The organism is Acinetobacter sp. Tol 5 (assembly GCF_019702905.1).
In the GTDB taxonomy this organism is placed as follows: Bacteria; Pseudomonadota; Gammaproteobacteria; order Pseudomonadales; family Moraxellaceae; genus Acinetobacter; species Acinetobacter bereziniae.
Map to the genome: position 1 here is coordinate 22,336 of NZ_AP024708.1, position 24,606 is coordinate 46,941.

Sequence of the window (24,606 nt, forward strand, 5' to 3'; positions counted from 1 at the left end):
TTGTTTAACTCGTTTTATGAAGCTTAACAAGCAATTGTTAATGTGGAGTGAAATGAGAACTAGCGATAAAACTGAATCAAGCGTTTTGGTATATGAATTAAATTGAAGCTGTACAGTGATTAAGTTCACAAGCAACAAATAGAAGTGGTTAAATCCACATTGTTGATCCTCCTTGTAGGGATTAACGACTGTTTGGGGTTGTATAGTCAAGTAATTAAGTGCATGTGGTGGATGCCTTGGCAGTCAGAGGCGAAGAAAGACGTAATAGCCTGCGATAAGCTTCGGGGAGGCGGCAAATATCCTGTGATCCGGAGATTTCTGAATGGGGAAACCCACTTACCATAAGGTAGGTATCGCATGATGAATACATAGTCATGCGAGGCGAACGAGGGGAAGTGAAACATCTCAGTACCCTTAGGAAAAGAAATCAATTGAGATTCCCTCAGTAGCGGCGAGCGAACGGGGATCAGCCCATTAAGTTATATGTGTATTAGCGGAAAGCTCTGGGAAGTGCTACCGTAGAGGGTGATAGTCCCGTACACGAAAGTGCACATATAATGATGACGAGTAGGGCGAGGCACGTGAAACCTTGTCTGAATATGGGGGGACCATCCTCCAAGGCTAAATACTCCTGACTGACCGATAGTGAACCAGTACCGTGAGGGAAAGGCGAAAAGAACCCCTGTGAGGGGAGTGAAATAGATCCTGAAACCGCATGCATACAAGCAGTGGGAGCCAACTTGTTTGGTGACTGCGTACCTTTTGTATAATGGGTCAGCGACTTATATTCAGTAGCAAGGTTAACCGTATAGGGGAGCCGTAGAGAAATCGAGTCTTAATAGGGCGTTTAGTTGCTGGGTATAGACCCGAAACCGGGTGATCTATCCATGAGCAGGTTGAAGGTTGGGTAACACTAACTGGAGGACCGAACCCACTGTCGTTGAAAAGCCAGGGGATGACTTGTGGATAGGGGTGAAAGGCTAATCAAACTCGGTGATAGCTGGTTCTCCCCGAAAGCTATTTAGGTAGCGCCTCGGACGAATACCATAGGGGGTAGAGCACTGTTTCGGCTAGGGGGTCATCCCGACTTACCAAACCGATGCAAACTCCGAATACCTATGAGTACTATCCGGGAGACAGACTGCGGGTGCTAACGTCCGTAGTCAAGAGGAAAACAATCCAGACCGCCAGCTAAGGCCCCAAAATTATAGTTAAGTGGGAAACGATGTGGGAAGGCATAGACAGCTAGGAGGTTGGCTTAGAAGCAGCCACCCTTTAAAGAAAGCGTAATAGCTCACTAGTCGAGTCGGCCTGCGCGGAAGATGTAACGGGGCTAAAACTATATGCCGAAGCTGCGGATGTATACATTGTATACGTGGTAGGGGAGCGTTCTGTAAGCCGATGAAGGTGTGTTGAGAAGCATGCTGGAGGTATCAGAAGTGCGAATGCTGACGTGAGTAACGACAAAACGGGTGAAAAACCCGTTCGCTGAAAGACCAAGGGTTCCAGTCCAACGTTAATCGGGGCTGGGTGAGTCGACCCCTAAGGCGAGGCCGAGAGGCGTAGTCGATGGGAAATTGGTTAATATTCCAATACTTCTGTGTAATGCGATGAGAGGACGGAGAAAGTTAAGTCAGCCTGGCGTTGGTTGTCCAGGTGAAAGGTTGTAGGCATGCATCTTAGGCAAATCCGGGGTGCTCTATGCTGAGAACTGATAGCAAGCGAGTTTACTCGTGAAGTGGCTGATACTATGCTTCCAGGAAAAGTCTCTAAGCTTCAGTTACACAGGAATCGTACCCGAAACCGACACAGGTGGTCAGGTCGAGTAGACCAAAGCGCTTGAGAGAACTCTGCTGAAGGAACTAGGCAAAATGGTACCGTAACTTCGGGAGAAGGTACGCTGCTGACGGTGATAGGACTTGCTCCTTGAGCTATTGGCAGCCACAGAAACCAGGCCCCTGCAACTGTTTATTAAAAACATAGCACTCTGCAAACACGAAAGTGGACGTATAGGGTGTGATGCCTGCCCGGTGCTGGAAGGTTAATTGATGGGGTTAGCGTAAGCGAAGCTCTTGATCGAAGCCCCAGTAAACGGCGGCCGTAACTATAACGGTCCTAAGGTAGCGAAATTCCTTGTCGGGTAAGTTCCGACCTGCACGAATGGCATAATGATGGGGGCGCTGTCTCCAGCAGAGGCTCAGTGAAATCGAAATCGCCGTGAAGATGCGGTGTACCCGCGGCTAGACGGAAAGACCCCGTGAACCTTTACTGCAGCTTGACATTGAACTTTGATCTTACTTGTGTAGGATAGGTGGGAGGCTTAGAAGTAGCGACGCCAGTTGCTATGGAGCCATCCTTGAAATACCACCCTGGTAATATTGAGGTTCTAACTCTGTCCCGTTATCCGGGACGAGGACCATGTCTGGTGGGTAGTTTGACTGGGGCGGTCTCCTCCTAAAGAGTAACGGAGGAGTACGAAGGTGCGCTCAGCGTGGTCGGAAATCACGCGTAGAGTATAAAGGCAAAAGCGCGCTTAACTGCGAGACCCACAAGTCGAGCAGGTACGAAAGTAGGTCTTAGTGATCCGGTGGTTCTGTATGGAAGGGCCATCGCTCAACGGATAAAAGGTACTCTGGGGATAACAGGCTGATACCGCCCAAGAGTTCATATCGACGGCGGTGTTTGGCACCTCGATGTCGGCTCATCTCATCCTGGGGCTGAAGCAGGTCCCAAGGGTATGGCTGTTCGCCATTTAAAGAGGTACGCGAGCTGGGTTTAGAACGTCGTGAGACAGTTCGGTCCCTATCTACCGTGGGCGTTGGAAATTTGAGAGGATCTGCTCCTAGTACGAGAGGACCAGAGTGGACGAACCTCTGGTGTACCGGTTGTGACGCCAGTCGCATCGCCGGGTAGCTATGTTCGGAAGGGATAACCGCTGAAAGCATCTAAGCGGGAAGCCTACCTCAAGATAAGATTTCCCTAGGACTTTATGTCCTCTAAAGAGCCGTTGAAGACTACGACGTTGATAGGTTGGATGTGGAAGTGCGGTGACGCATGAAGCTGACCAATACTAATTGCTCGTGAGGCTTGACTATACAACACCCAAGCAGTTGTATATGAAGCATCATTTGATTCATAAAAGATCAAAGATACTTGATTTAGTTGTAAAGCTAGTTACAATAACCAACTCAAATGTTCTTCTGTTAAACTCATTTGGAACAAAGTAAGGCATACCCATAAGACCCGAAAAAGTCCATAACAGTTTGCTGGCGACAATAGCAAGAGTGAACCACCTGATCCCTTCCCGAACTCAGAAGTGAAACCTCTTAGCGCTGATGGTAGTGTGGGGTTACCCATGTGAGAGTAAGTCATCGCCAGCTTTTAATTCTTAAAACACCCTCAACTAACTGTTGAGGGTGTTTTTTTATGTGTAAAGAAAAGATAGAAACGATGGAAAAGGAAGAAAAAAGCTATATGGCATAATTATTTTAGGATCGCATTTATTGAAATGGATGTAATACATGCATTTTACGCCATTGAGGCACGCTGTACATTGTGTTAAAAAAGAATCACTAATGATGAGAAAATAATCAATATGCTCATTTTCCAATTTTTCTTCACCGATTATGATGGTGATGAAGTTTTACCCGCTCAAACTCAATATGCATCTATAGATGAAATCATAGAACTTATGCAATCGGTTTTAATTCGACCAGAAAATTTTTTAGGAATTGTTGATAAAAATGATCGAACCTTACAGTTTATTGTGAACTCTGATCATTCATTAGATGCAGATATACCTATACCTGATCAAAAAGGCTCTTATACAAAAAGGTTAAGCTTAGAAGAAGCGATTAAGATTGTACAGAAACAGACAGAGTACATTCAACTTGATGAAATTGAAGGCATGACTTTCATGAAGTGGTAGATTTTTAACGGGTAATTCGATTTCGTTCAATTGTTTTAACTAGAAAAATAAAAACCCTGGTAATACTCCCATTTTTAATTGATTTTATAAGTAGAAAGGCAAAGTCCTTATCATTGTTTAAATTTAGGTGGTTTACCATTAACTGACATATGTGGTCGTTCATGATTATAAAAGTGTTGCCATATCGTTGTATAGTCTTCAACTTCTTCAAGCTCTCGAAATAAATATTGATTCAAACATTCATATCTAACCGTCCTGTTGAAGCGTTCAACATAAGCATTCTGTTGTGGATGACCTGGTTGAGTAAACACATGCTCAATTCCATGTTGAGTACACCACGCTTGCATTAAATCACTCACATACTCGGGTCCATTATCACTACGGATCCGCTTTGGCTTACCTCGCCATGCAATTAATTGATCCAATCCCCTCAGCACTCGTTGAGCTGGCAAAGAAAAATCAATCAATATATCCAGTGACTCACGGTTATAATCATCAATAACATTGTGAATTCGGTAACTGCGACCATCACTCAGTTGGTCATGCATAAAGTCCATTGACCACGATTCATTTGGTGTTGATGGTACTGTAAGCGGTTTAGGCTTTATTCGCTGAATGCGTTTGTTTGGTTTAATTCGTAGGTTAAGCTCAAGCTCCTTATAAATTCGATAAACACGTTTGTGGTTCCATGAGTAGCCTTTGACATTACGTAGGTACAAGAAGCAAAGCTGAAAGCCCCAAGTCTTATTCTCATTGGTAAGCTTCAGTAGCCAGTCTGCAATCATCTTATTTTGCTCATCTAATTGAGCTTTATAACGATAACAGGTTTGACTAAGTTGAAAGATGAAGCAAGCTTTACTCACTGAAATCTTGAATTGTTCAACGGCTCGCTGAGCAAGAGATTTACGTTGTACAGGCTTTATAACTTCTTTGACAGTGCATCCTGAAGAATATCTGCTTTAAGACGTTCGTCAGCATACATACGTTTCAGACGAGCATTTTCAGCTTCTAATTCTTTAAGTCGTGTCATCATTGAAATATCCATACCTCCATATTTCGCTTTCCATTTATAAAATGTAGCGGAACTCATACCATGTTCACGGCATAAGTTAGGCACAGGTGTTCCTGATTCAGCTTGTTTTAAAATACTCATGATTAAGCTGTCTGAATATTTAGATGTTTTCATAAAAAATCTCCTTTACAGGATTATTCGATTTTCTACTTTTGAGTTCAATTATTTTGAGGGGGGATTACCCCCTCAGATATCCTTGCCTGAGGGTTATATATTGGTAATATACTAGATATCTAAAAAAATCCTCAGCGTATCTAAGAAAATGCTGAGATCATCGACATTCAAGATAACGGTTTTAATGATTAAAAGTGTGCATTTAAGCCAATATATGGACCTTTAAAATCTAATTTGTACTTTAGATCATCTTTATCAGCATCAATATTCAGATAGCGATAGCCTACTTTAGCGCCAACATCTAACAGTAGACTTTGTACAAAATTATATTGAAGCTCTGCTTGTACATCGGTCATTGTTGTATCTCCGTCACTTCCAACAACAATTTCTCCTTTAGTACTCAAACCTGTAAAAGGTAATTTTCCACCTATAGATGCATAGGCGATAGGTACATTGCCAGAAATAGTGTTATTAACGTACTGAAGTGCATCATATTGCTTAATATCACTATCAACATTTGCGAGACCAAAACCTATATCGGCGCTCACGATATTATCAAGTATTTCATAATACAAAATATAATCTGTATTGGTGAATTTAACTTTATCGGAGTTAGGTGAACTCGTATTGTTCTCCGTTGTACTATCTATATTGGTGTATTTAATTTTGACATTAGGTAAAAGAGGAATAGGGTGTTCAAAAGCTATAGAAGCTTGAATACCATTATCTCGATCAATATCATTCTCACTATTTAAGGGCTTGGTATTTTTAATTTTCCCATCGTAAGACCAGTAACTTACATCACCAGTTAAACCAATAAAATCAGCTTGGGCAAATGAGCTTAAACCTAGTGCTGCAATAAATAATGGCAATTGAATAGCTTTCATATTTCCTTCTTGATGAAATAATTTTTCATCTGATATTTTTGTTACTTAAATAGGATTCAATACAGCAGAAACTGTGGGCATGATATAGAGGTTTATCAAATTTTGCATTATTAAAAAAGATGAAATCGAGGATATAACATGAGTGAGACTATTGACGATACAGTGTTTGAACTACCACTTTATGTCGCAAATAAGGCAGTAAAAACAGGGAAATGGCTCGAGGTCTATGACAAGTTTTCTGGTCAGCTATATGCAAAAGTCGCTTTAGCTGATGCAAAAACCTTAGAAAAATCGATCAGTGCAGCAGTAAACGCTGAAAAGGAAATGGCAGCACTGAAACCCTTTCAAAAGCAAAAAATACTTTTACACTGTGTTGGTCGTTTTAAAGAATTGCGTGAAGAATTAACTCAGCTTTTGATTGTGGAAGGTGGAAAGCCAAAACTTGCTGCCGCAGCAGAAGTTGAGAGATTGATTAATACTTTTCAAATTGCCGCAGATGCCGTATCCACGATGAGTAATGGTCATTTGATGCCTTTAGCAGTGACAGCTGCTGCATCTGCGTACCGAGGAATGGTGCAGCATGTACCAATTGGCGCAATTTCCTTAATTAGTCCTTTTAATTTTCCGCTGAATTTAACTGCACATAAAATAGCACCTGCGATAGCAGCAGGTTGTCCATTTGTACTTAAACCAGCCAGTTTGACACCCATTTCTGCATTAAAAATCGCAGAAATTTTAGCGGAAACAGATTTGCCTAAAGGTGCATTTTCAGTTTTACCCTGTCCGCGTGAACATGCGGATGTGTTGGTGACTGATGATCGTTTTAAATTATTAAGTTTTACTGGCTCGGATCAAGTTGGTTGGGATATGAAAGCGCGAGCAGGACGTAAAAAAGTTACCTTAGAGTTAGGGGGTAATGCTGCTGTGTTGATTGAGCCAGATACAGAGCTCAATGATGCACTGTTTGATCGAGTGATAAGTGGTGCATATAGTCATGCTGGTCAAGTCTGTATCAGTGTGCAACGAATTCTTGTTCATGCCGATAATTATACAGAGTTTAAGAAGAAGTTGGTAGCGAAACTGAAAAAGATACGTGCAGCAGATCCAAGTTTAGAAACCACAATTGTTGGTCCAATGATTAAAGCATCTGAAGCACTCCGATTAAAAAAATGGCTCGATAAAGCAGAGAAAAAAGGCACTAAAATTTTATTGGGTGGTGCTTTATCAGGTGTTTTATTTGAGCCAACGTTGCTAGAAAATGTAGACGAGTCACTTGAGATTTATCAAAATGAAGCGTTTGGTCCGGTGGCAATTTTAGAAAAGTATAAAAACTTTGAAAAAGGGATTGAGATTATTAACACAAGTCGTTTTGGTCTACAGGCAGGGATCTATACACAAAATCTCAATAAAATGCTCTATGCATGGGATCATTTAGAAGTGGGTGGGGTAATTATCAATGATATACCGACTTTTAGAGTGGATAATATGCCTTATGGAGGTGTCAAAGATTCAGGGCTGGGACGTGAAGGTATTCAATTCGCTATTCGTGATATGCAGGAAGAGCGCTTGCTTGTGATTAAACAATAAGCCATATTAAAGGAGCCTCGGCTCCTTGTTTTGTTAATTTTTTGAATAGAGTGAAAAATGATAATAAAAACTTTACCTCAGTGGATTTCATTGGTTTTCCTGTCCTTAGTTAGTGTGCAAATTTGGGCATTTCAGGCTGAAAAACTAGTCAATGACGCGCGATCACAAATCTGGAAAACACTTTATTATGATCCGAGCTATACCCAACTCAAGTATCCAATGGGCGATGTACCTTTGGTCAAAGGTGTATGTACTGATGTGGTGATTCGTGCTTTACGTCATCAACACATTGATTTACAAAAGTTGATTCATGAGGATATGCAACGAAATTTTAAAAAATATCCGCAAAAGTGGGGTTTAAAATCGACTGATAAAAATATTGATCATCGACGGGTACCCAACATCATGACTTATTTTCAACGACAAGGTTATCAAGTCAATGATCAGAAATATCAAGCGGGTGATATTGTCACTTGGGATTTAGGCAAAGGACTTACCCACATTGGCATTATTTCAGATAAGACAACACTTTTATCCAAAACCCCTTTGGTGATTCATAACATTGGTTATGGAACACGTGAAAACGATATTTTATTGAGCTATAAAATTATAGGGCATTATCGTTTACCTAAAAACTCAAGTCCCTAATAGACCATTGATCATAAAAAGATTTTGGACAACTTTTAAATCAAGCAAAGCGATTCATCTTGAAATTCTTAGGATGCTTTAGAAAAAAATCTATGCTTTTAAGTTTGTTAAAGCAGACAACTTTTATGGTTTAAATAGACTCTTTTTTGTAATGCCTTAACTTATTTCTTTTTGTTGTAGGGCATGCAAAATAGTTTTTTTTACTCAAATAAAAAGTTGTTAAAAATATTCTCCCTAGGGAATATGAGGTGTATTTTTCCAAGTGTTGATAAGCAATTGGTGATCGTCTCAGCTCATGATTAAAAGTTGATTTATGGTCGATCAATCAAAAAATAAAAGCATAGAGATCCGTATATATTGCTTATCTTTTTAATTAACACGTCTAAAAAGCTGAAATTAACAGTAAATCAGATCATTATTTCGACAGGGTGAGATAAAAAATAGCCATAAGAGATAAATGGTATAAAAAAACCAAGAAAATTTTCACAATTTACAGATAAATCGATATAAAACAGGTATTGTTAGTCCATTAAACAGTCGTTTTCTATTGAAGCGCTTTAACCAAGCAATCAACACAATGACTGGTTTGGAATAACAACAAAGTGCTCAAAAGGTGCTGTTTTATTCGAACAACAAAATTTTAAAATTGGTACTTCTTTTGCTCGCAGATGACAATGACAAAAAGCGGCATTGGAGGACATCTACAGAATTAGGTGTTTTATGACAGAATCTCGTGAAAACTGGACATCACGATCGGGTTTTATTATTGCAGCTGTTGGATCGGCTGTGGGTTTAGGTAATATTTGGCGTTTTCCTTATGTTGCTTATGAAAATGGTGGTGGTGCATTTTTAATTCCTTATTTAATAGCATTAATTACTGCTGGTTTACCTCTATTATTTTTGGATTATGCAACAGGGCATAAAAGCAATAACTCTCCACCTAAAGCGTATCGTGCTTTATTCAAAGGAGGTGAAACTTTAGGTTGGTGGCAAGTCTGTGTCTGTATCATTATTGGTTTATATTATGCCAGTGTGCTGACTTGGGCAGGCAGTTATGTGTACTTCTCTATTGGTCAGTTATGGGGAAATGATCCTGAAAATTTCTTCTTTAATACCTATCTACAAACATCTAAAGCAACTGGTTTTGATTTCCAATTTGTAGGTCATTTATTTTGGCCTATCGTTGGAATTTGGGCACTTACTCTGATCATTTTATTTGGTGGTGTCAAGAAAGGTGTTGAATTATCGAACAAAATTTTCATGCCATTGTTGTTTATTCTATTCACTATTCTTGTGATTCAGGCATTACGCTTACCAGGTGCAGTGCAAGGTTTGAATGCATTCTTTACCCCAAACTGGGCAGCGATGTGGGACTATAAAGTTTGGCTCGCGGCATTTGGTCATACTTTCTTTTCTCTTTCAGTTGGTTTCGGGATCATGGTGACCTATGCATCTTATCTTAAACCGAAAACCAACTTGACTGGTTCTGGTCTGATTGTTGGTTTTGCCAATGCTTCAACTGAAATCTTGGCAGGTATTGGTATTTTTGCTGCGCTTGGTTTTATGGCATTTGCAGCAGGGAAGCCTGTTGATCAAGTCGTGAGTGGTGGTATCGGTTTGGCATTCATTGCGTTCCCTAAAATCATTTCGAGTTTAGGAGCTGGTGCTGATTTATTTGGTTTATTGTTCTTCTCTTCTTTATTTGTGGCTGGTATTTCTTCAATGGTGAGTATCCTTGAAGTACCCATTGCGGCAATGCAAGACAAGTTAAAGTGGGGACGTAAAAAAGCCGTGACGATCATTGGTGGTGGTAGTGCGATTGTTTCGATCTTCTTATTTTCAAGTGTGAATGCAATTAAACTGGTTGATATTGTCGATCATTTTATCAACAATATTGGTATTATTGGTGGTGCATTATTGTCAATTATTGCAGTGGCATGGTTTAAACGTTCTGCATTGATCGAGTTGCGTGATCATGTGAACCGTATTTCAACTGTTCAATTAGGTAAAGGTTGGGATTTCACATTAACCGTCATCACTTCTTTGATTTTGCTGGTAACTTTATGTATGACCATTTTTAGTTTGATTAAAAATGGATACGATACATATAGTGCAAGTATGTTGATGTTCTTTGGTTGGGGCAGTGTGATTTTCTGTGCTGTGGTGGCTTTAGTACTCAGCAAAATGAAAGATCGATAGGAGCAGCAAAATGAATACATCAGCTATTATTATGATGATTATTTCAATGGTGTTTTTATGGGGAGGATTAATTCTCTCGATCTTACACCTCATGAAAAATCCTGAAGAATTAGACGAGGTTCTTGAAGAAGTTAAAGATCAACATACACTTTGATTTAACTATTCATCTAAAGTCAAAAAAGCAGGCTATATTGCCTGCTTTTTTAGTCTGTTAAGCGAGTTTTTTGATTCGACAATAATAAAAACCATCACCATGATCAGTTTGCGGAAGTAATTGACGACCATGAATTTGTTCAATTCCCCAATCAGCATCAATTTTTATTTCTTCGGCATCTGTATGTTCTGCAAAGAATTCCACCATTTGTTGTTCATTTTCAGCTTTAAGAATTGAACAGGTGATATAAAGCAGGGTTCCACCGACTTTAAGTTGTTGCCACATATGATTCAAAATTTGCTTTTGCAAATCGACCACTTGTTGAATGTCTGTAGACTGTCTGAGTAAGCGAATATCTGGGTGACGACGCATTACACCGATTGCAGAACAAGGTGCATCTAGAATAATGCAATCTACAGGTTGCGTATAAGTCCATGTTGTAGCATCAGCTGTGATGATTTCTACGTCAGCATAGGCATTTAATTCAAGACGTTCCAAATTTTCAGAAACACGTAAGAGGCGTTTAGCATCATGATCAAGCGCAATTAATTTTTGTGGATTAAAGCGCTCTAAAATATGTGCTGTCTTTCCACCAGGCGCTGCACATGCATCGATAATAATTTTATCATCTAAATTTGGTAACAAGGTGGCACAGAGTTGAGCGTGTTCATCTTGAACGGAAAATCCGCCTTCTTCAAAGCCCGGCAAATGGGTAATATTTCCAGTTTGCTCAAGTACAATACCAACATCAGAAAGCATACAAGGTCGAGCATCGATTTGTTCTTCCTCTAAGATATCTAGATATTCATCACGACTAATCTGACGTTCATTGATACGCAAAGTCAGTGGTGCAACTTGTTTTAAGTTTTGACAGATTTCATCAACTTGGTTTGTCCAATCTTTTTTTAGTCGTTTGAACAGCCAACTTGGTAAGCCATGCGTTTGACTCAGCGCAGTTTCAAATTCTGATGTTTCACGTGAAACACGACGAAGGATAGCATTGACCAAGCCGCTCATTGGCTCAAATCCTAGTTGTTTAGCTGCGTTGACTGTTTCTGAAATCGCTGCATGTGCAGGAATACGCGTACATAAGAGTTGGTATAACCCAAGATATAAGCAACTTTCAAGCGCTTCATTGTCCAATGGTTTTGTTAATAGCGGAAGCGTAACGGCTTTTAAGGAATACCATTGACGTAGGCAGCCCAATGTTAGTTCATGGTATAAACCACGATCACGTTCAGAAACAGTGTTGATATGTTGGTTCAACACAGATGCTAAAGATTGACCATTTTGAACAGCAACAAGGGTTTTAATCACTTGGGCACGCAAATTCAAATTTTTTGCAGAGGATTGAATTTGACTCATGCGAATTGATGTCCTACAGATAGTTTATGACCTTGGATGATTTGAACGGGATTAACGGCTTTGCCTCCAGGCCACTGTAAACTGGTGAGACAAACTACGCCTTCACCACAGACCACATGTACGCCTTGCTTGTCCATTTCAATAATCGTTCCGACGTCTTCACCTTTTGCAATTACATCAGAAATTGTTGCATTCCAGATTCGTAGATTATTGCTTTCATCAATTGGAGTAAAGGCAACAGGCCAAGGGTTAAATGCTCGGATAGTGCGGTCAATTTCAATAGCAGATTTGCGCCAATCAATCTGGGCTTCTGCCTTAGTCAGTTTGTGGGCGTAAACGGTGAATTGTTCGTCTTGAACTTCACGTGCTTCTAAGTATTGTTGTAATTTTTGCTCTGATTCAAGCACTGTGCAGATTGCTTGTGCACCTTGAGTTGCAAGTTTTTCATACAAGCTTGCGGAAGTATCCATTGTTGTAATTGGGCAAAGGGTCTTATACAACATGTCCCCTGTATCTAATCCAGCTGCCATTTTCATAATTGTCACCCCAGTTTCAGTATCACCTGTGGCAATTGCACGCTGAATGGGCGCAGCACCACGCCAACGAGGTAATAATGAACCATGAATATTTAAACAACCGTATTTAGGTGTGTCTAAAATACTTTGGGGCAAGATTAAACCATAAGCAGCAACCACCATCACATCAGCACCTAAAGCTGCAAGCTCCTGTTGAGCCGCTAAGCCTTCTTCAGTGGATGCCTTGAAATGCAGGGGTTGATAAACAGGTAAATCATGCGTTAACGCAAGTTGTTTTACTGCTGAAGCTGTCAATTTTTGTCCACGACCTGACTTACGGTCCGGTTGAGTATACACAGCGACGATTTCGTGGTCAGTTTGAATCAGTGCTGCTAATGCTGAAGCTGCAAATTCGGGTGTGCCTGCAAAAATGATCTTCAAAGGTTGTGCTCAGATTAAATTTTAAAGTCAATTATAGCAAACATGGTTCTATGGTGGGATTTTCAAATGAAAATTTGATTTTCTCCAAATGTGAAAATTAATTATATTATTTTGACACAAAGCTATTTATTTATGATTTTGACGTATCTATAGATCTGATATGTTTCTTTTGATTAATGAATTTGATGATATTTTGATCGCAGTATGGGTGATATTAAAAAATAATGTGATTTAAATCACATTTAATAGACTATGTTTTATAAAAATTAGAATCATTTTTCAGAGTATGGTTTCTTACATATTGAAATAATGATCTGTTTTTTTGTGTTTTGTAAAGTTTTTCTAAACAAAATTAATAAATATTACTCAGAAAAACACAAAGTAGTGAAAGATAAAAATAAAAAGCTATTAAGAAAAATTGTAAACACAAAGAATGTAAACTTAATAAAATATAATTTTGAGGAATGAGTCACACTTATTTTTAACAAATGTGACAAAATTTGTCACATAATTAATTAGAAATAATGTGATTTTAGTAAAACTTTACAATACTGAGGATAAATATAACTCTATGTTTTTTAAATGTAAAATATTAAAAATGTAAAATAATATAGCTTAATTTCAAAAAAATTAAACCAATTGGTTTAAAAGTTAAAAAAAGTGAAATATATCTCATTTTTTTGATTGCTTTAATTGTATGTAAATTGTTAAATAAAAAAAATTGTACATTTTATATGCATTGCTAAAGCAGAACCTACTGCCCAAAATGCATCTCCTAAGGAAAAGCGATATGAATAAAATCTACAAAGTGATTTGGAATGCGACTTTGTTGGCATGGGTTGCAGTATCTGAATTGGCAAAAGGGAAAACCAAATCTACGACATCAAAATCCAAAGCTAAATCATTATCTTCATCTGTAATAGTTGGTGGGATAATATTAACAACACCTTTATCTTTAATAGCAGCTACTGTTCAAGTTGGAGGGGGAACTAATTCTGGAACAACTGCTACAGCTTCTACGAATTGTGCAGACTTATATAATTATCAAAATCCTGAGAACTCAGGCTCTGGAGCGGCTGGGAATTATAATGCAGGAAATCCAAGTGTGTGTTCGATCGCTATAGGTGAAAACGCACAAGGTGGTACTTCTGGAACTGGAGGGTCGCCAGGGATAGCGATAGGTGGAAATTCTAAAGCTACGGGTGGTTTATCTGTTGCTATAGGCGGATATGCTCAAGCGACAAATGTTGGAAGTATTGCTTTAGGCACAGCAGCTTTATCAAGTGGTTTTAACAGTTTAGCAATATCCAGACAAGCTGCTGCAACGAATAACTATTCAATAGCTATAGGTACAACTTCAGTTTCGAAAGGAGTTGGATCGATTGCTATGGGGCATTCAACGAATGCTTCTGGAGATCAATCGATAGCAATTGGTAGCTCGGATGCTGTTAATTCAGCAACAGCAACAACAACATACGATGGTACAACAAATACTCAAGCATCAGGTAGTAAATCGATTGCTATAGGTGCAAGCGCAAAGGCATCAACCAATAACAGCATTGCACTAGGTGCAGGATCGGTAACTTCTGCACAATCTGGTAATTCTTATCTTACTGGTGTAGGTGCATCAGCTACAAATGGTGTTGTATCTGTTGGAACTTCAACTGCAACACGTCGTATCCAAAATGTAGCAGATGGTTCAGCCGCTTCAGATGCTGTGACAGTTGCTCAGTTGGATAAAGCTTATGATGATACAAATGGTCGTTTAGCTGCTGCTTTAGGTACAGGTAGTGGTGCTGCCTATAATGCAGCAAACAATACATATACCGCTCCAACGAATATTGGGGGAACAGGTAAAAATACGATTGATGATGCAATTAAAGCAACTCAACGAAGTGTAGTCGCTGGATCAAATATTGTCGTTACCCCGACGACAGCTTCTGATGGTTCAATATCGTATTCGGTTGCTACAAGCGCAACACCGACGTTTACAAGTATAACTGTAAACAATGCACCAACGGCAGGTACAGATGCGACCAACAAGACTTATGTAGACTCAAAAGCAGCAGCATCGAGAACAGAAGTAGCAGCTGGAAGCAATGTATCTGGTGTAGTAAAAACGACAGGCGCAAACGGTCAAGACGTTTATACAGTAAATGCCAATGGTACGACTGCATCAGCAGGTTCTTCAGCAGTTACCGTAACACCAGGCACGAAAGATGCAAATAATGTCACTGACTATAAAGTAGACTTATCAGCGACTACAAAAACCGATATCCAAAAAGGTGTAGATGCAAAAAATGCTGTAGATACCGCAGGTCTAAAATTTAAAGGTGATACAGCAACCACAAGCAATACCAAGAAATTAGGTGACACCGTTTCGATTACGGGTGATACGAACATTAGTACAGTTGCGACAACAGATGGTGTACAGGTTAAGTTAAATCCAAACTTGGATTTAGGAGCAACTGGTAGCGTTAAAACGGGTAATACCACGATTAACAATGCAGGTGTAACAGCTGATCAAGTTACGGTTGGTGGTGTTGTTATTAACAACACATCAGGTATTAATGCTGGTGGTAAAGCGATTACTAATGTAGCAGCACCAACAAATAACACAGATGCTGCTAACAAGAAGTATGTAGATGATGCAGGTACAGCATTAACCAATTTGGGCTTTGGATTAAAAGCACAAGATGGTACGACTGTGAACAAGAAATTAGGTGAAGCAGTTGATATTGTTGGTTCAAACAGCAACATCAGTACAAAAGTAAATGCAGGCAAAGTAGAAGTTGCACTATCCAATACATTGGACTTAGGTACTACAGGTAGCGTTACTACGGGTTCAACTGTAATTAACAATGCTGGTGTTACGGCAACTCAAGTTACCGCAAACAAAGTCACAATAAACAATGCACCAACAGCAGGTACAGATGCGACCAACAAGACTTATGTAGACTCAAAAGCAGCAGCATCAAGAACAGAAGTCGCAGCTGGAAGCAATGTATCTGGTGTAGTAAAAACGACAGGCGCAAACGGTCAAGATATTTATGCAGTAAATGCCAATGGTACGACTGCATCAGCAGGTTCTTCAGCAGTTACCGTAACACCAGGCACGAAAGATGCAAATAATGTCACTGACTATAAAGTAGACTTGTCAGCGACTACAAAAACCGATATTCAAAAAGGTGTAGATGCAAAAAATGCTGTAGATACTGCAGGTCTAAAATTTAAAGGTGATACAGCAACCACAAGCAATACCAAGAAATTAGGTGACACCGTTTCGATTACGGGTGATACGAACATTAGTACAGTTGCAACAACTGATGGTGTACAGGTTAAGTTAAATCCAAACTTAGATTTAGGAGCAACTGGTAGCGTTAAAACGGGTAATACCACGATTAACAATGCAGGTGTAACAGCTGACCAAGTTACGGTTGGTGGTGTTGTTATTAACAACACATCAGGTATTAATGCTGGTGGTAAAGCGATTACCAATGTAGCAGCACCAACAAATAACACAGATGCTGCTAACAAGAAGTATGTAGATGACGCAGGTACAGCATTAACCAATTTGGGCTTTGGATTAAAAGCGCAAGATGGTACGACTGTGAACAAGAAATTAGGTGAAGCAGTTGATATTGTTGGTTCAAACAGCAACATCAGTACAAAAGTAAATGCAGGCAAAGTAGAAGTTGCACTATCCAATACATTGGACTTAGGTACTACAGGTAGCGTTACTACGGGTTCAACTGTAATTAACAATGCTGGTGTTACGGCAACTCAAGTTACCGCAAACAAAGTCACAGTTAATAATGCACCAACAGCAGGTACAGATGCGACCAATAAAACTTATGTAGACTCAAAAGCAGCGGCATCAAGAACAGAAGTCGCAGCTGGAAGCAATGTATCTGGCGTAGTAAAAACGACAGGTGCAAACGGTCAAGACGTTTATACAGTAAATGCCAATGGTACGACTGCATCAGCAGGTTCTTCAGCAGTTACCGTAACACCAGGCACGAAAGATGCAAATAATGTCACTGACTATAAAGTAGACTTGTCAGCGACTACAAAAACCGATATTCAAAAAGGTGTAGATGCAAAAAATGCTGTAGATACCGCAGGTCTAAAATTTAAAGGTGATACAGCAACCACAAGCAATACCAAGAAATTAGGTGACACCGTTTCGATTACGGGTGATACGAACATTAGTACAGTTGCGACAACTGATGGTGTACAGGTTAAGCTAAATCCAAACTTGGATTTAGGAGCAACTGGTAGCGTTAAAACGGGTAATACCACGATTAACAATGCAGGTGTAACAGCTGATCAAGTTACAGTTGGTGGTGTTGTTATTAACAACACATCAGGTATTAATGCTGGTGGTAAAGCGATTACCAATGTAGCAGCACCAACAAATAACACAGATGCTGCTAACAAGAAGTATGTAGATGATGCAGGTACAGCATTAACCAATTTGGGCTTTGGATTAAAAGCGCAAGATGGTACGACTGTGAACAAGAAATTAGGCGAAGCAGTTGAAGTTGTTGGTGCGGACAGTAACATCACCACGAAAGTTGCAGGCGGTCAGGTTGCAATTGAGTTAAATAAAAACCTCAACAACTTAACTGGCATTACCGTGAACGATGGAACCAATGGCACCAATGGTTCAACTGTGATTGGTAAAGATGGTATTTCGGTTAAAGATGGTTCAGGCAATACCATTGCAGGTGTAGATAACACAGCGTTGACAGTTAAAGATGGCAGTGGCAACACAGAAACCAGCATTAACCAAGCGATCAACACGTTAAATGCAGCGCAAGGTGAAACTGATAAGTTTGCAGTGAAGTACGACAAAAATGCTGATGGCAGTGTGAACTACAACAACATCACATTGGCAGGTACGACTGCAAGCAGTACACAAGATGCAACTACAGGCAAGATCACCACAACAGGTGGAACAAGCTTGAACAATGTTGCAAGTGCGGGTGACTACAAAGATGTTGCCAATGCAAGCAAAGGTGTAAACGCAGGTGACTTAAACAATGCAGTTGTTGATGCAACCAATGCAGCAACCAGCAAAGGCTTTGCATTACAAGCAGCAGATGGCGCTAAAGTTCAGAAGAACCTAGGCGAAGCAGTTGAAGTTGTCGGTGCCGACAGCAACATCACCACAAAAGTTGCAGGCGGTCAGGTTGCAATTGAGTTAAATAAAAACCTCAACAACTTAACTGGCATTACCGTGAACGATGGAACCAATGGCACCAATGGTTCAACTGTGATTGGTAAAGATGGTATTTCAGTTAAAGACGGTTCAGGCAATACCATTGCAGGTGTAGATAACACAGCGTTGACAGTTAAAGATGGCAGTGGCAACACAGAAACCAGCATTAACCAAGCGATCAACACGTTAAATGCAGCGCAAGGTGAAACTGATAAGTTTGCAGTGAAGTACGACAAAAATACGGATGGTAGTACCAACTACAACAGTATTACTGCAGGCAATGGTAACGGTACTGCAGCAACGATCGGAACTGACACAGCAGGTAATAGTGTTGTGACCAGTGGCGGAACTAAAATTAGTAATGTTGCGAATGGTGTCAATGCAAGTGATGCAGTAAACAAAGGTCAATTGGATAGCTTAAGTACAGGTCTTACCAATACAGGCTTTGGTTTAAAAGCAGCAGATGGCAACACCGTTAACAAAAAATTAGGCGAAGCAGTAGACGTTGTCGGTGCTGACAGCAACATCACCACGAAAGTTGCAGGCGGTCAGGTTGCGATTGAGTTAAATAAAAACCTCAACAACTTAACTGGCATTACCGTGAACGATGGAACCAATGGCACCAATGGTTCAACTGTGATTGGTAAAGATGGTATTTCGATTAAAGATGGTTCAGGCAATACCATTGCAGGTGTAGATAACACAGCGTTGACAGTTAAAGATGGCAGTGGCAACACAGAAACCAGCATTAACCAAGCGATCAACACGTTAAATGCAGCGCAAGGTGAAACTGACAAGTTTGCAGTGAAGTACGACAAGAATGCTGATGGCAGTGCAAACTACAACAACATCACATTGGCAGGTACGACTGCAAGTAGCACGCAAGATGCAACAACAGGCAAGATCACCACAACAGGTGGAACAAGCTTGAACAACGTTGCAAGTGCAGGTGACTACAAAGATGTTGCCAATGCAAGCAAAGGTGTAAACGCAGGTGACTTGAACAATGCAGTTGTTGATGCAACCAATGCAGCAACCAGCAAAGGCTTTGCATTACAAGCAGCAGATGGCGCTAAAGTTCAGAAGAACCTAGGCGAAGCAGTTGAAGTTGTCGGTGCGGACAGCAACATCACCACAAAAGTAGTGGGTGGACAAGTTGCGATTGAGTTAAATAAAAACCTCAACAACTTAACTGGCATTACCGTGAACGATGGAACCAATGGCACAAATGGTTCAACTGTGATTGGTAAAGATGGTATTTCGGTTAAAGATGGTTCAGGTAATACCATTGCAGGTGTAGATAACACAGCGTTGACAGTTAAAGATGGCAGTGGCAACACAGAAACCAGCATTAACCAAGCGATCAACACGTTAAATGCAGCGCAAGGTGAAACTGATAAGTTTGCAGTGAAGTACGACAAAAATGCTGATGGCAGTGTGAACTACAACAACATCACATTGGCAGGTACGACTGCAAGCAGTACACAAGATGCAACTACAGGCAAGATCACCACAACAGGTGGAACAAGCTTGAACAATGTTGCAAGTGCGGGTGACTACAAAGATGTTGCCAATGCAAGCAAAGGTGTAAACGCAGGTGACTTAAACAATGCAGTTGTTGATGCAACCAATGCAGCAACCAGCAAAGGCTTTGCATTACAAGCAGCAGATGGCGCTAAAGTTCAGAAGAACCTAGGCGAAGCAGTTGAAGTTGTCGGTGCCGACAGCAACATCACCACAAAAGTTGCAGGCGGTCAGGTTGCAATTGAGTTAAATAAAAACCTCAACAACTTAACTGGCATTACCGTGAACGATGGAACCAATGGCACCAATGGTTCAACTGTGATTGGTAAAGATGGTATTTCAGTTAAAGACGGTTCAGGCAATACCATTGCAGGTGTAGATAACACAGCGTTGACAGTTAAAGATGGCAGTGGCAACACAGAAACCAGCATTAACCAAGCGATCAACACGTTAAATGCAGCGCAAGGTGAAACTGATAAGTTTGCAGTGAAGTACGACAAAAATGCTGATGGCAGTGTGAACTACAACAACATCACATTGGCAGGTACGACTGCAAGCAGTACACAAGATGCAACTACAGGCAAGATCACCACAACAGGTGGTACAAGCTTGAACAATGTTGCAAGTGCGGGTGACTACAAAGATGTTGCCAATGCAAGCAAAGGTGTAAACGCAGGTGACTTGAACAATGCAGTTGTTGATGCAACCAATGCAGCGACCAGCAAAGGCTTTGCATTACAAGCAGCAGATGGCGCTAAAGTTCAGAAGAACCTAGGCGAAGCAGTTGAAGTTGTTGGTGCGGACAGTAACATCACCACGAAAGTTGCAGGCGGTCAGGTTGCAATTGAGTTAAATAAAAACCTCAACAACTTAACTGGCATTACCGTGAACGATGGAACCAATGGCACCAATGGTTCAACTGTGATTGGTAAAGATGGTATTTCGGTTAAAGATGGTTCAGGCAATACCATTGCAGGTGTAGATAACACAGCGTTGACAGTTAAAGATGGCAGTGGCAACACAGAAACCAGCATTAACCAAGCGATCAACACGTTAAATGCAGCGCAAGGTGAAACTGATAAGTTTGCAGTGAAGTACGACAAAAATGCTGATGGCAGTGCAAACTATAACAATGTCACTTTAGCTGGTACAAATGGCACAATAATCAGCAATGTTAAAGCGGGTGCTGTGACCTCAACATCTACTGATGCGATCAATGGTAGCCAATTATATGGTGTTGCAAACAGCGTGAAGAATGCAATTGGTGGTTCAACCACAATTGATGCAACGACTGGTGCAATCACGACGACCAATATTGGTGGTACAGGTTCAAATACGATTGATGGTGCAATCAGCAGTATTAAAGATTCAGCGACTAAAGCGAAAACCACGGTAAGTGCTGGGGATAATGTTGTCGTTACATCGGGTACCAATGCAGATGGCTCAACAAACTATGAAGTTGCGACAGCGAAAGACGTTAACTTTGACAAAGTGACTGTAGGTAGTGTTGTTGTAGATAAATCAAGCAATACAATCAAAGGATTAAGTAATACCACTTGGAACGGAACAGCAGTATCAGGTCAAGCGGCGACAGAAGACCAGTTAAAAACGGTCAGCGATGCGCAAGGTGAAACTGATAAGTTTGCAGTGAAGTACGACAAAAATGCTGATGGCAGTGCGAACTACAACAGTATTACTGCAGGCAATGGTAACGGTACTGCAGCAACGATCGGAACTGACACAGCAGGTAATAGTGTTGTGACCAGTGGCGGAACTAAAATTAGTAATGTTGCGAATGGTGTCAATGCAAGTGATGCAGTAAACAAAGGTCAATTGGATAGCTTAAGTACAGGTCTTACCAATACAGGCTTTGGTTTAAAAGCAGCAGATGGCAACACCGTTAACAAAAAATTAGGCGAAGCAGTAGACGTTGTCGGTGCTGACAGCAACATCACCACGAAAGTTGCAGGCGGTCAGGTTGCGATTGAGTTAAATAAAAACCTCAACAACTTAACTGGCATTACCGTGAACGATGGAACCAATGGCACCAATGGTTCAACTGTGATTGGTAAAGATGGTATTTCGATTAAAGATGGTTCAGGCAATACCATTGCAGGTGTAGATAACACAGCGTTGACGGTTAAAGATAGCAGTGGCAACACAGAAACCAGCATTAACCAAGCGATCAACACGTTAAATGCAGCGCAAGGTGAAACTGATAAGTTTGCAGTGAAGTACGATAAGAATGCTGATGGCAGTGTGAACTATAACAATGTCACTTTAGCAGGTACAAATGGCACAATAATCAGAAATGTTAAAGCGGGTGCTGTGACCTCAACATCTACTGATGCGATCAATGGTAGCCAATTATACGATATTGCAAACAGCGTGAAGAATGCAATTGGTGGTTCAACCACAAGAGATGTAACGACTGGTGCAATCACAACGACCAATATTGGTGGTACAGGTTCAAACACGATTGATGGTGCAATCAGCAGTATTAAAGATTCAGCGACTAAAGCGAAAACCACGATAAGTGCTGGGGATAATGTTGTCGTTACATCGGGTACCAATGCAGATGGCTCAACAAACTATGAAGTTGCGACAGCGAAAGACGTTAACTTTGACAAAGTAACTGTAGGTAATGTTGTTGTTGATAAGGCAAATGACACGATCCAAGGTTTGAGCAATAAAGATCTAAATTCAACTGATTTTGCGACCAAAGGTAGAGCTGCGACTGAAGAACAGTTAAAAGCAGTGATTACCAGTAATATCACGGAAGTTGTGGATGGTAATGGCAACAAGGTGAATATTATTGACCAAGTTGTAAATACCAAACCTGACAATAAGAACCAAGATTCATTGTTCTTAACGTATGACAAACAAGGTCAAGAAACCACAGATCGCCTAACGATTGGTCAAACGGTACAGAAGATGAATACTGATGGTATTAAATTCTTCCATACCAATGCCGATACATCAAAAGGTGATTTGGGTACAACAAATGACTCAAGTGCAGGTGGTTTAAACTCTACAGCAATTGGTGTAAATGCGATTGTTGCGAATGGTGCAGATAGTTCAGTTGCTTTAGGTCATAACACCAAAGTCAATGGTAAACAATCAATTGCAATTGGTTCTGGTGCAGAAGCTTTAGGCAATCAATCGATCAGTATTGGTACAGGCAATAAAGTCACTGGTGATCATTCGGGTGCGATTGGTGATCCAACTATTGTAAATGGTGCAAACAGCTACTCTGTGGGTAATAACAACCAAGTACTTACAGATGACACTTTCGTACTTGGAAACAATGTCACCAAAACTATTGCTGGTTCAGTAGTATTGGGTAACGGTTCAGCTGCAACGACAGGTGCTGGTGAGGCAGGCTATGCCTTATCTGTAGCAACAAATGCAGATAAAGCCGCGATCACTAAAACTACGTCAAGCACTGGTGCTGTTGCAGTTGGTGATGCGTCGAGCGGTATTTATCGTCAAATTACCGGTGTTGCTGCGGGTAGCGTAGATTCAGATGCTGTGAACGTTGCACAGTTAAAAGCGGTGGGTAACCAAGTTGTAACGACTCAAACTACATTGGTGAACAGTTTGGGTGGTAACGCTAAAGTAAATGCAGACGGTACGATTACAGGACCAACTTATAATGTTGCTCAAGGTAATCAGACCAATGTTGGTGATGCATTAACTGCGCTTGATAACGCAATTAATACTGCGGCAACAACATCTAAATCGACTGTTTCTAATGGTCAGAATATTGTTGTCAGCAAGAGCAAAAATGCAGATGGTTCAGACAACTATGAAGTATCAACAGCAAAAGACTTGACAGTTGATTCTGTCAAAGCGGGTGATACGGTTCTGAATAATGCAGGTATTACAATTGGCAATAACGCAGTTGTATTGAACAACACTGGATTAACCATTAGTGGTGGACCAAGTGTTACCTTGGCAGGCATCGATGCAGGCAATAAAACCATTCAAAATGTTGCGAATGCAGTAAATGCAACAGATGCAGTCAACAAAGGGCAATTGGACAGCGCAATTAACAATGTGAATAACAATGTAAATGAGCTTGCCAACAACGCTGTTAAATATGACGATGCATCAAAAGATAAGATCACACTTGGTGGTGGGGCAACTGGTACAACAATCACCAATGTGAAAGATGGTACTGTTGCGCAAGGTTCTAAAGATGCTGTGAATGGCGGTCAATTGTGGAATGTTCAACAACAAGTTGATCAGAACACAACTGATATTAGCAATATCAAAAATGATATTAACAACGGTACTGTTGGTTTGGTTCAACAAGCAGGTAAAGATGCACCAGTGACGGTTGCAAAAGATACTGGCGGTACAACGGTGAATGTCGCTGGAACAGATGGCAACCGAGTAGTGACAGGTGTTAAGGAAGGTGCAGTGAATGCAACATCTAAAGATGCTGTCAATGGTAGTCAATTGAATACAACCAACCAAGCGGTAGTCAATTATCTTGGTGGTGGGGCAGGTTATGACAACATTACAGGTAGCTTCACAGCGCCAAGTTATACGGTAGGTGACTCGAAATACAACAATGTTGGTGGCGCAATTGATGCATTGAATCAAGCAGATCAAGCATTGAATAGCAAAATTGACAATGTCAGTAACAAGTTGGATAACGCATTCCGTATTACCAACAACCGTATTGATGATGTAGAGAAAAAAGCCAATGCTGGTATTGCCGCTGCGATGGCTCTGGAATCAGCACCATATGTCCCAGGTAAATATACCTATGCAGCAGGCGCAGCTTACCACGGTGGTGAAAATGCGGTAGGTGTGACTTTACGTAAAACTGCAGACAATGGTCGTTGGTCGATTACAGGCGGTGTAGCTGCAGCGTCTCAAGGCGATGCAAGTGTTCGTATCGGTATCAGCGGTGTGATTGACTAATTCACTCGACAGG

Annotated in this window: 10 protein-coding genes and 2 rRNA genes; 8 read left to right on the top strand and 4 right to left on the bottom strand. The window is 40.7% G+C overall.

Going from position 1 to position 24,606, the window contains the following annotated elements:
• Nucleotides 1–204: 204 nt before the first annotated feature.
• The 3 genes from TOL5_RS00095 to TOL5_RS00105 all read left to right on the top strand — a co-directional run bounded on the left by TOL5_RS00095 (nt 205) and on the right by TOL5_RS00105 (nt 3,928).
• A 23S ribosomal RNA gene (locus TOL5_RS00095) occupies nt 205–3,095 on the top strand.
• Nucleotides 3,096–3,265: 170 nt separating this feature from the next.
• A 5S ribosomal RNA gene (gene rrf, locus TOL5_RS00100) occupies nt 3,266–3,380 on the top strand.
• A 215-nt stretch (nt 3,381–3,595) separates the two neighbouring features.
• On the top strand, nt 3,596–3,928 hold the full coding sequence (locus TOL5_RS00105) for a hypothetical protein (protein WP_005034910.1): 333 nt from the start codon (nt 3,596–3,598) through the stop codon (nt 3,926–3,928).
• Nucleotides 3,929–4,038: 110 nt separating this feature from the next.
• On the opposite strand, the gene TOL5_RS00110 is transcribed toward TOL5_RS00105, so the two are convergent.
• Both TOL5_RS00110 and TOL5_RS00115 read right to left on the bottom strand, forming a co-directional pair.
• Nucleotides 4,039–5,114, bottom strand: a protein-coding gene (locus TOL5_RS00110) for an IS3-like element ISAbe6 family transposase (RefSeq protein WP_221260633.1) whose coding sequence is annotated in 2 segments (ribosomal slippage) — nt 4,039–4,862 and nt 4,862–5,114 — 1,077 coding nt in all. Because the reading frame shifts where the segments join, the coding sequence is not laid out codon by codon here.
• A 188-nt stretch (nt 5,115–5,302) separates the two neighbouring features.
• On the bottom strand, nt 5,303–6,001 hold the full coding sequence (locus TOL5_RS00115) for a TIGR04219 family outer membrane beta-barrel protein (RefSeq protein WP_042087966.1): 699 nt from the start codon (nt 5,999–6,001) through the stop codon (nt 5,303–5,305).
• 138 nt (nt 6,002–6,139) lie between these two features.
• On the opposite strand from TOL5_RS00115, the gene TOL5_RS00120 reads away from it, so the two are divergent.
• The 4 genes from TOL5_RS00120 to TOL5_RS00135 all read left to right on the top strand — a co-directional run bounded on the left by TOL5_RS00120 (nt 6,140) and on the right by TOL5_RS00135 (nt 10,589).
• Entirely contained in the window at nt 6,140–7,588 is a 1,449-nt protein-coding gene (locus TOL5_RS00120; RefSeq protein ID WP_121775841.1) for an aldehyde dehydrogenase family protein, read from the top strand.
• A 57-nt stretch (nt 7,589–7,645) separates the two neighbouring features.
• Nucleotides 7,646–8,236, top strand: a complete 591-nt coding sequence (locus TOL5_RS00125; RefSeq protein WP_042087963.1) for a DUF1287 domain-containing protein — start codon at nt 7,646–7,648, stop codon at nt 8,234–8,236.
• A 720-nt stretch (nt 8,237–8,956) separates the two neighbouring features.
• Entirely contained in the window at nt 8,957–10,435 is a 1,479-nt protein-coding gene (locus TOL5_RS00130; RefSeq protein WP_046759487.1) for a sodium-dependent transporter, read from the top strand.
• A gap of 10 nt (nt 10,436–10,445) precedes the next feature.
• A complete protein-coding gene (locus TOL5_RS00135; protein WP_004823942.1) occupies nt 10,446–10,589 on the top strand; it encodes a methionine/alanine import family NSS transporter small subunit in 144 nt (47 codons plus the stop codon).
• A 57-nt stretch (nt 10,590–10,646) separates the two neighbouring features.
• Here the strand turns inward: TOL5_RS00135 and rsmB are convergent, their stop codons facing one another.
• Both rsmB and fmt read right to left on the bottom strand, forming a co-directional pair.
• Nucleotides 10,647–11,954 carry a 16S rRNA (cytosine(967)-C(5))-methyltransferase RsmB gene (gene rsmB, locus TOL5_RS00140; protein WP_009585560.1) on the bottom strand — a complete coding sequence of 436 codons (1,308 nt, stop codon included), beginning with the start codon at nt 11,952–11,954 and terminating at the stop codon, nt 10,647–10,649.
• Entirely contained in the window at nt 11,951–12,910 is a 960-nt protein-coding gene (gene fmt / locus TOL5_RS00145; RefSeq protein ID WP_121775842.1) for a methionyl-tRNA formyltransferase, read from the bottom strand. Before fmt ends, rsmB begins: the two co-directional genes overlap by 4 nt.
• 790 nt (nt 12,911–13,700) lie before the next feature.
• On the opposite strand from fmt, the gene ataA reads away from it, so the two are divergent.
• The gene (gene ataA / locus TOL5_RS22325) at nt 13,701–24,593 is read left to right on the top strand and encodes a trimeric autotransporter adhesin AtaA (RefSeq protein WP_228740304.1); all 10,893 of its coding nucleotides are present in this window, start codon (nt 13,701–13,703) and stop codon (nt 24,591–24,593) included.
• The last annotated feature ends 13 nt before the right edge of the window (nt 24,594–24,606 follow it).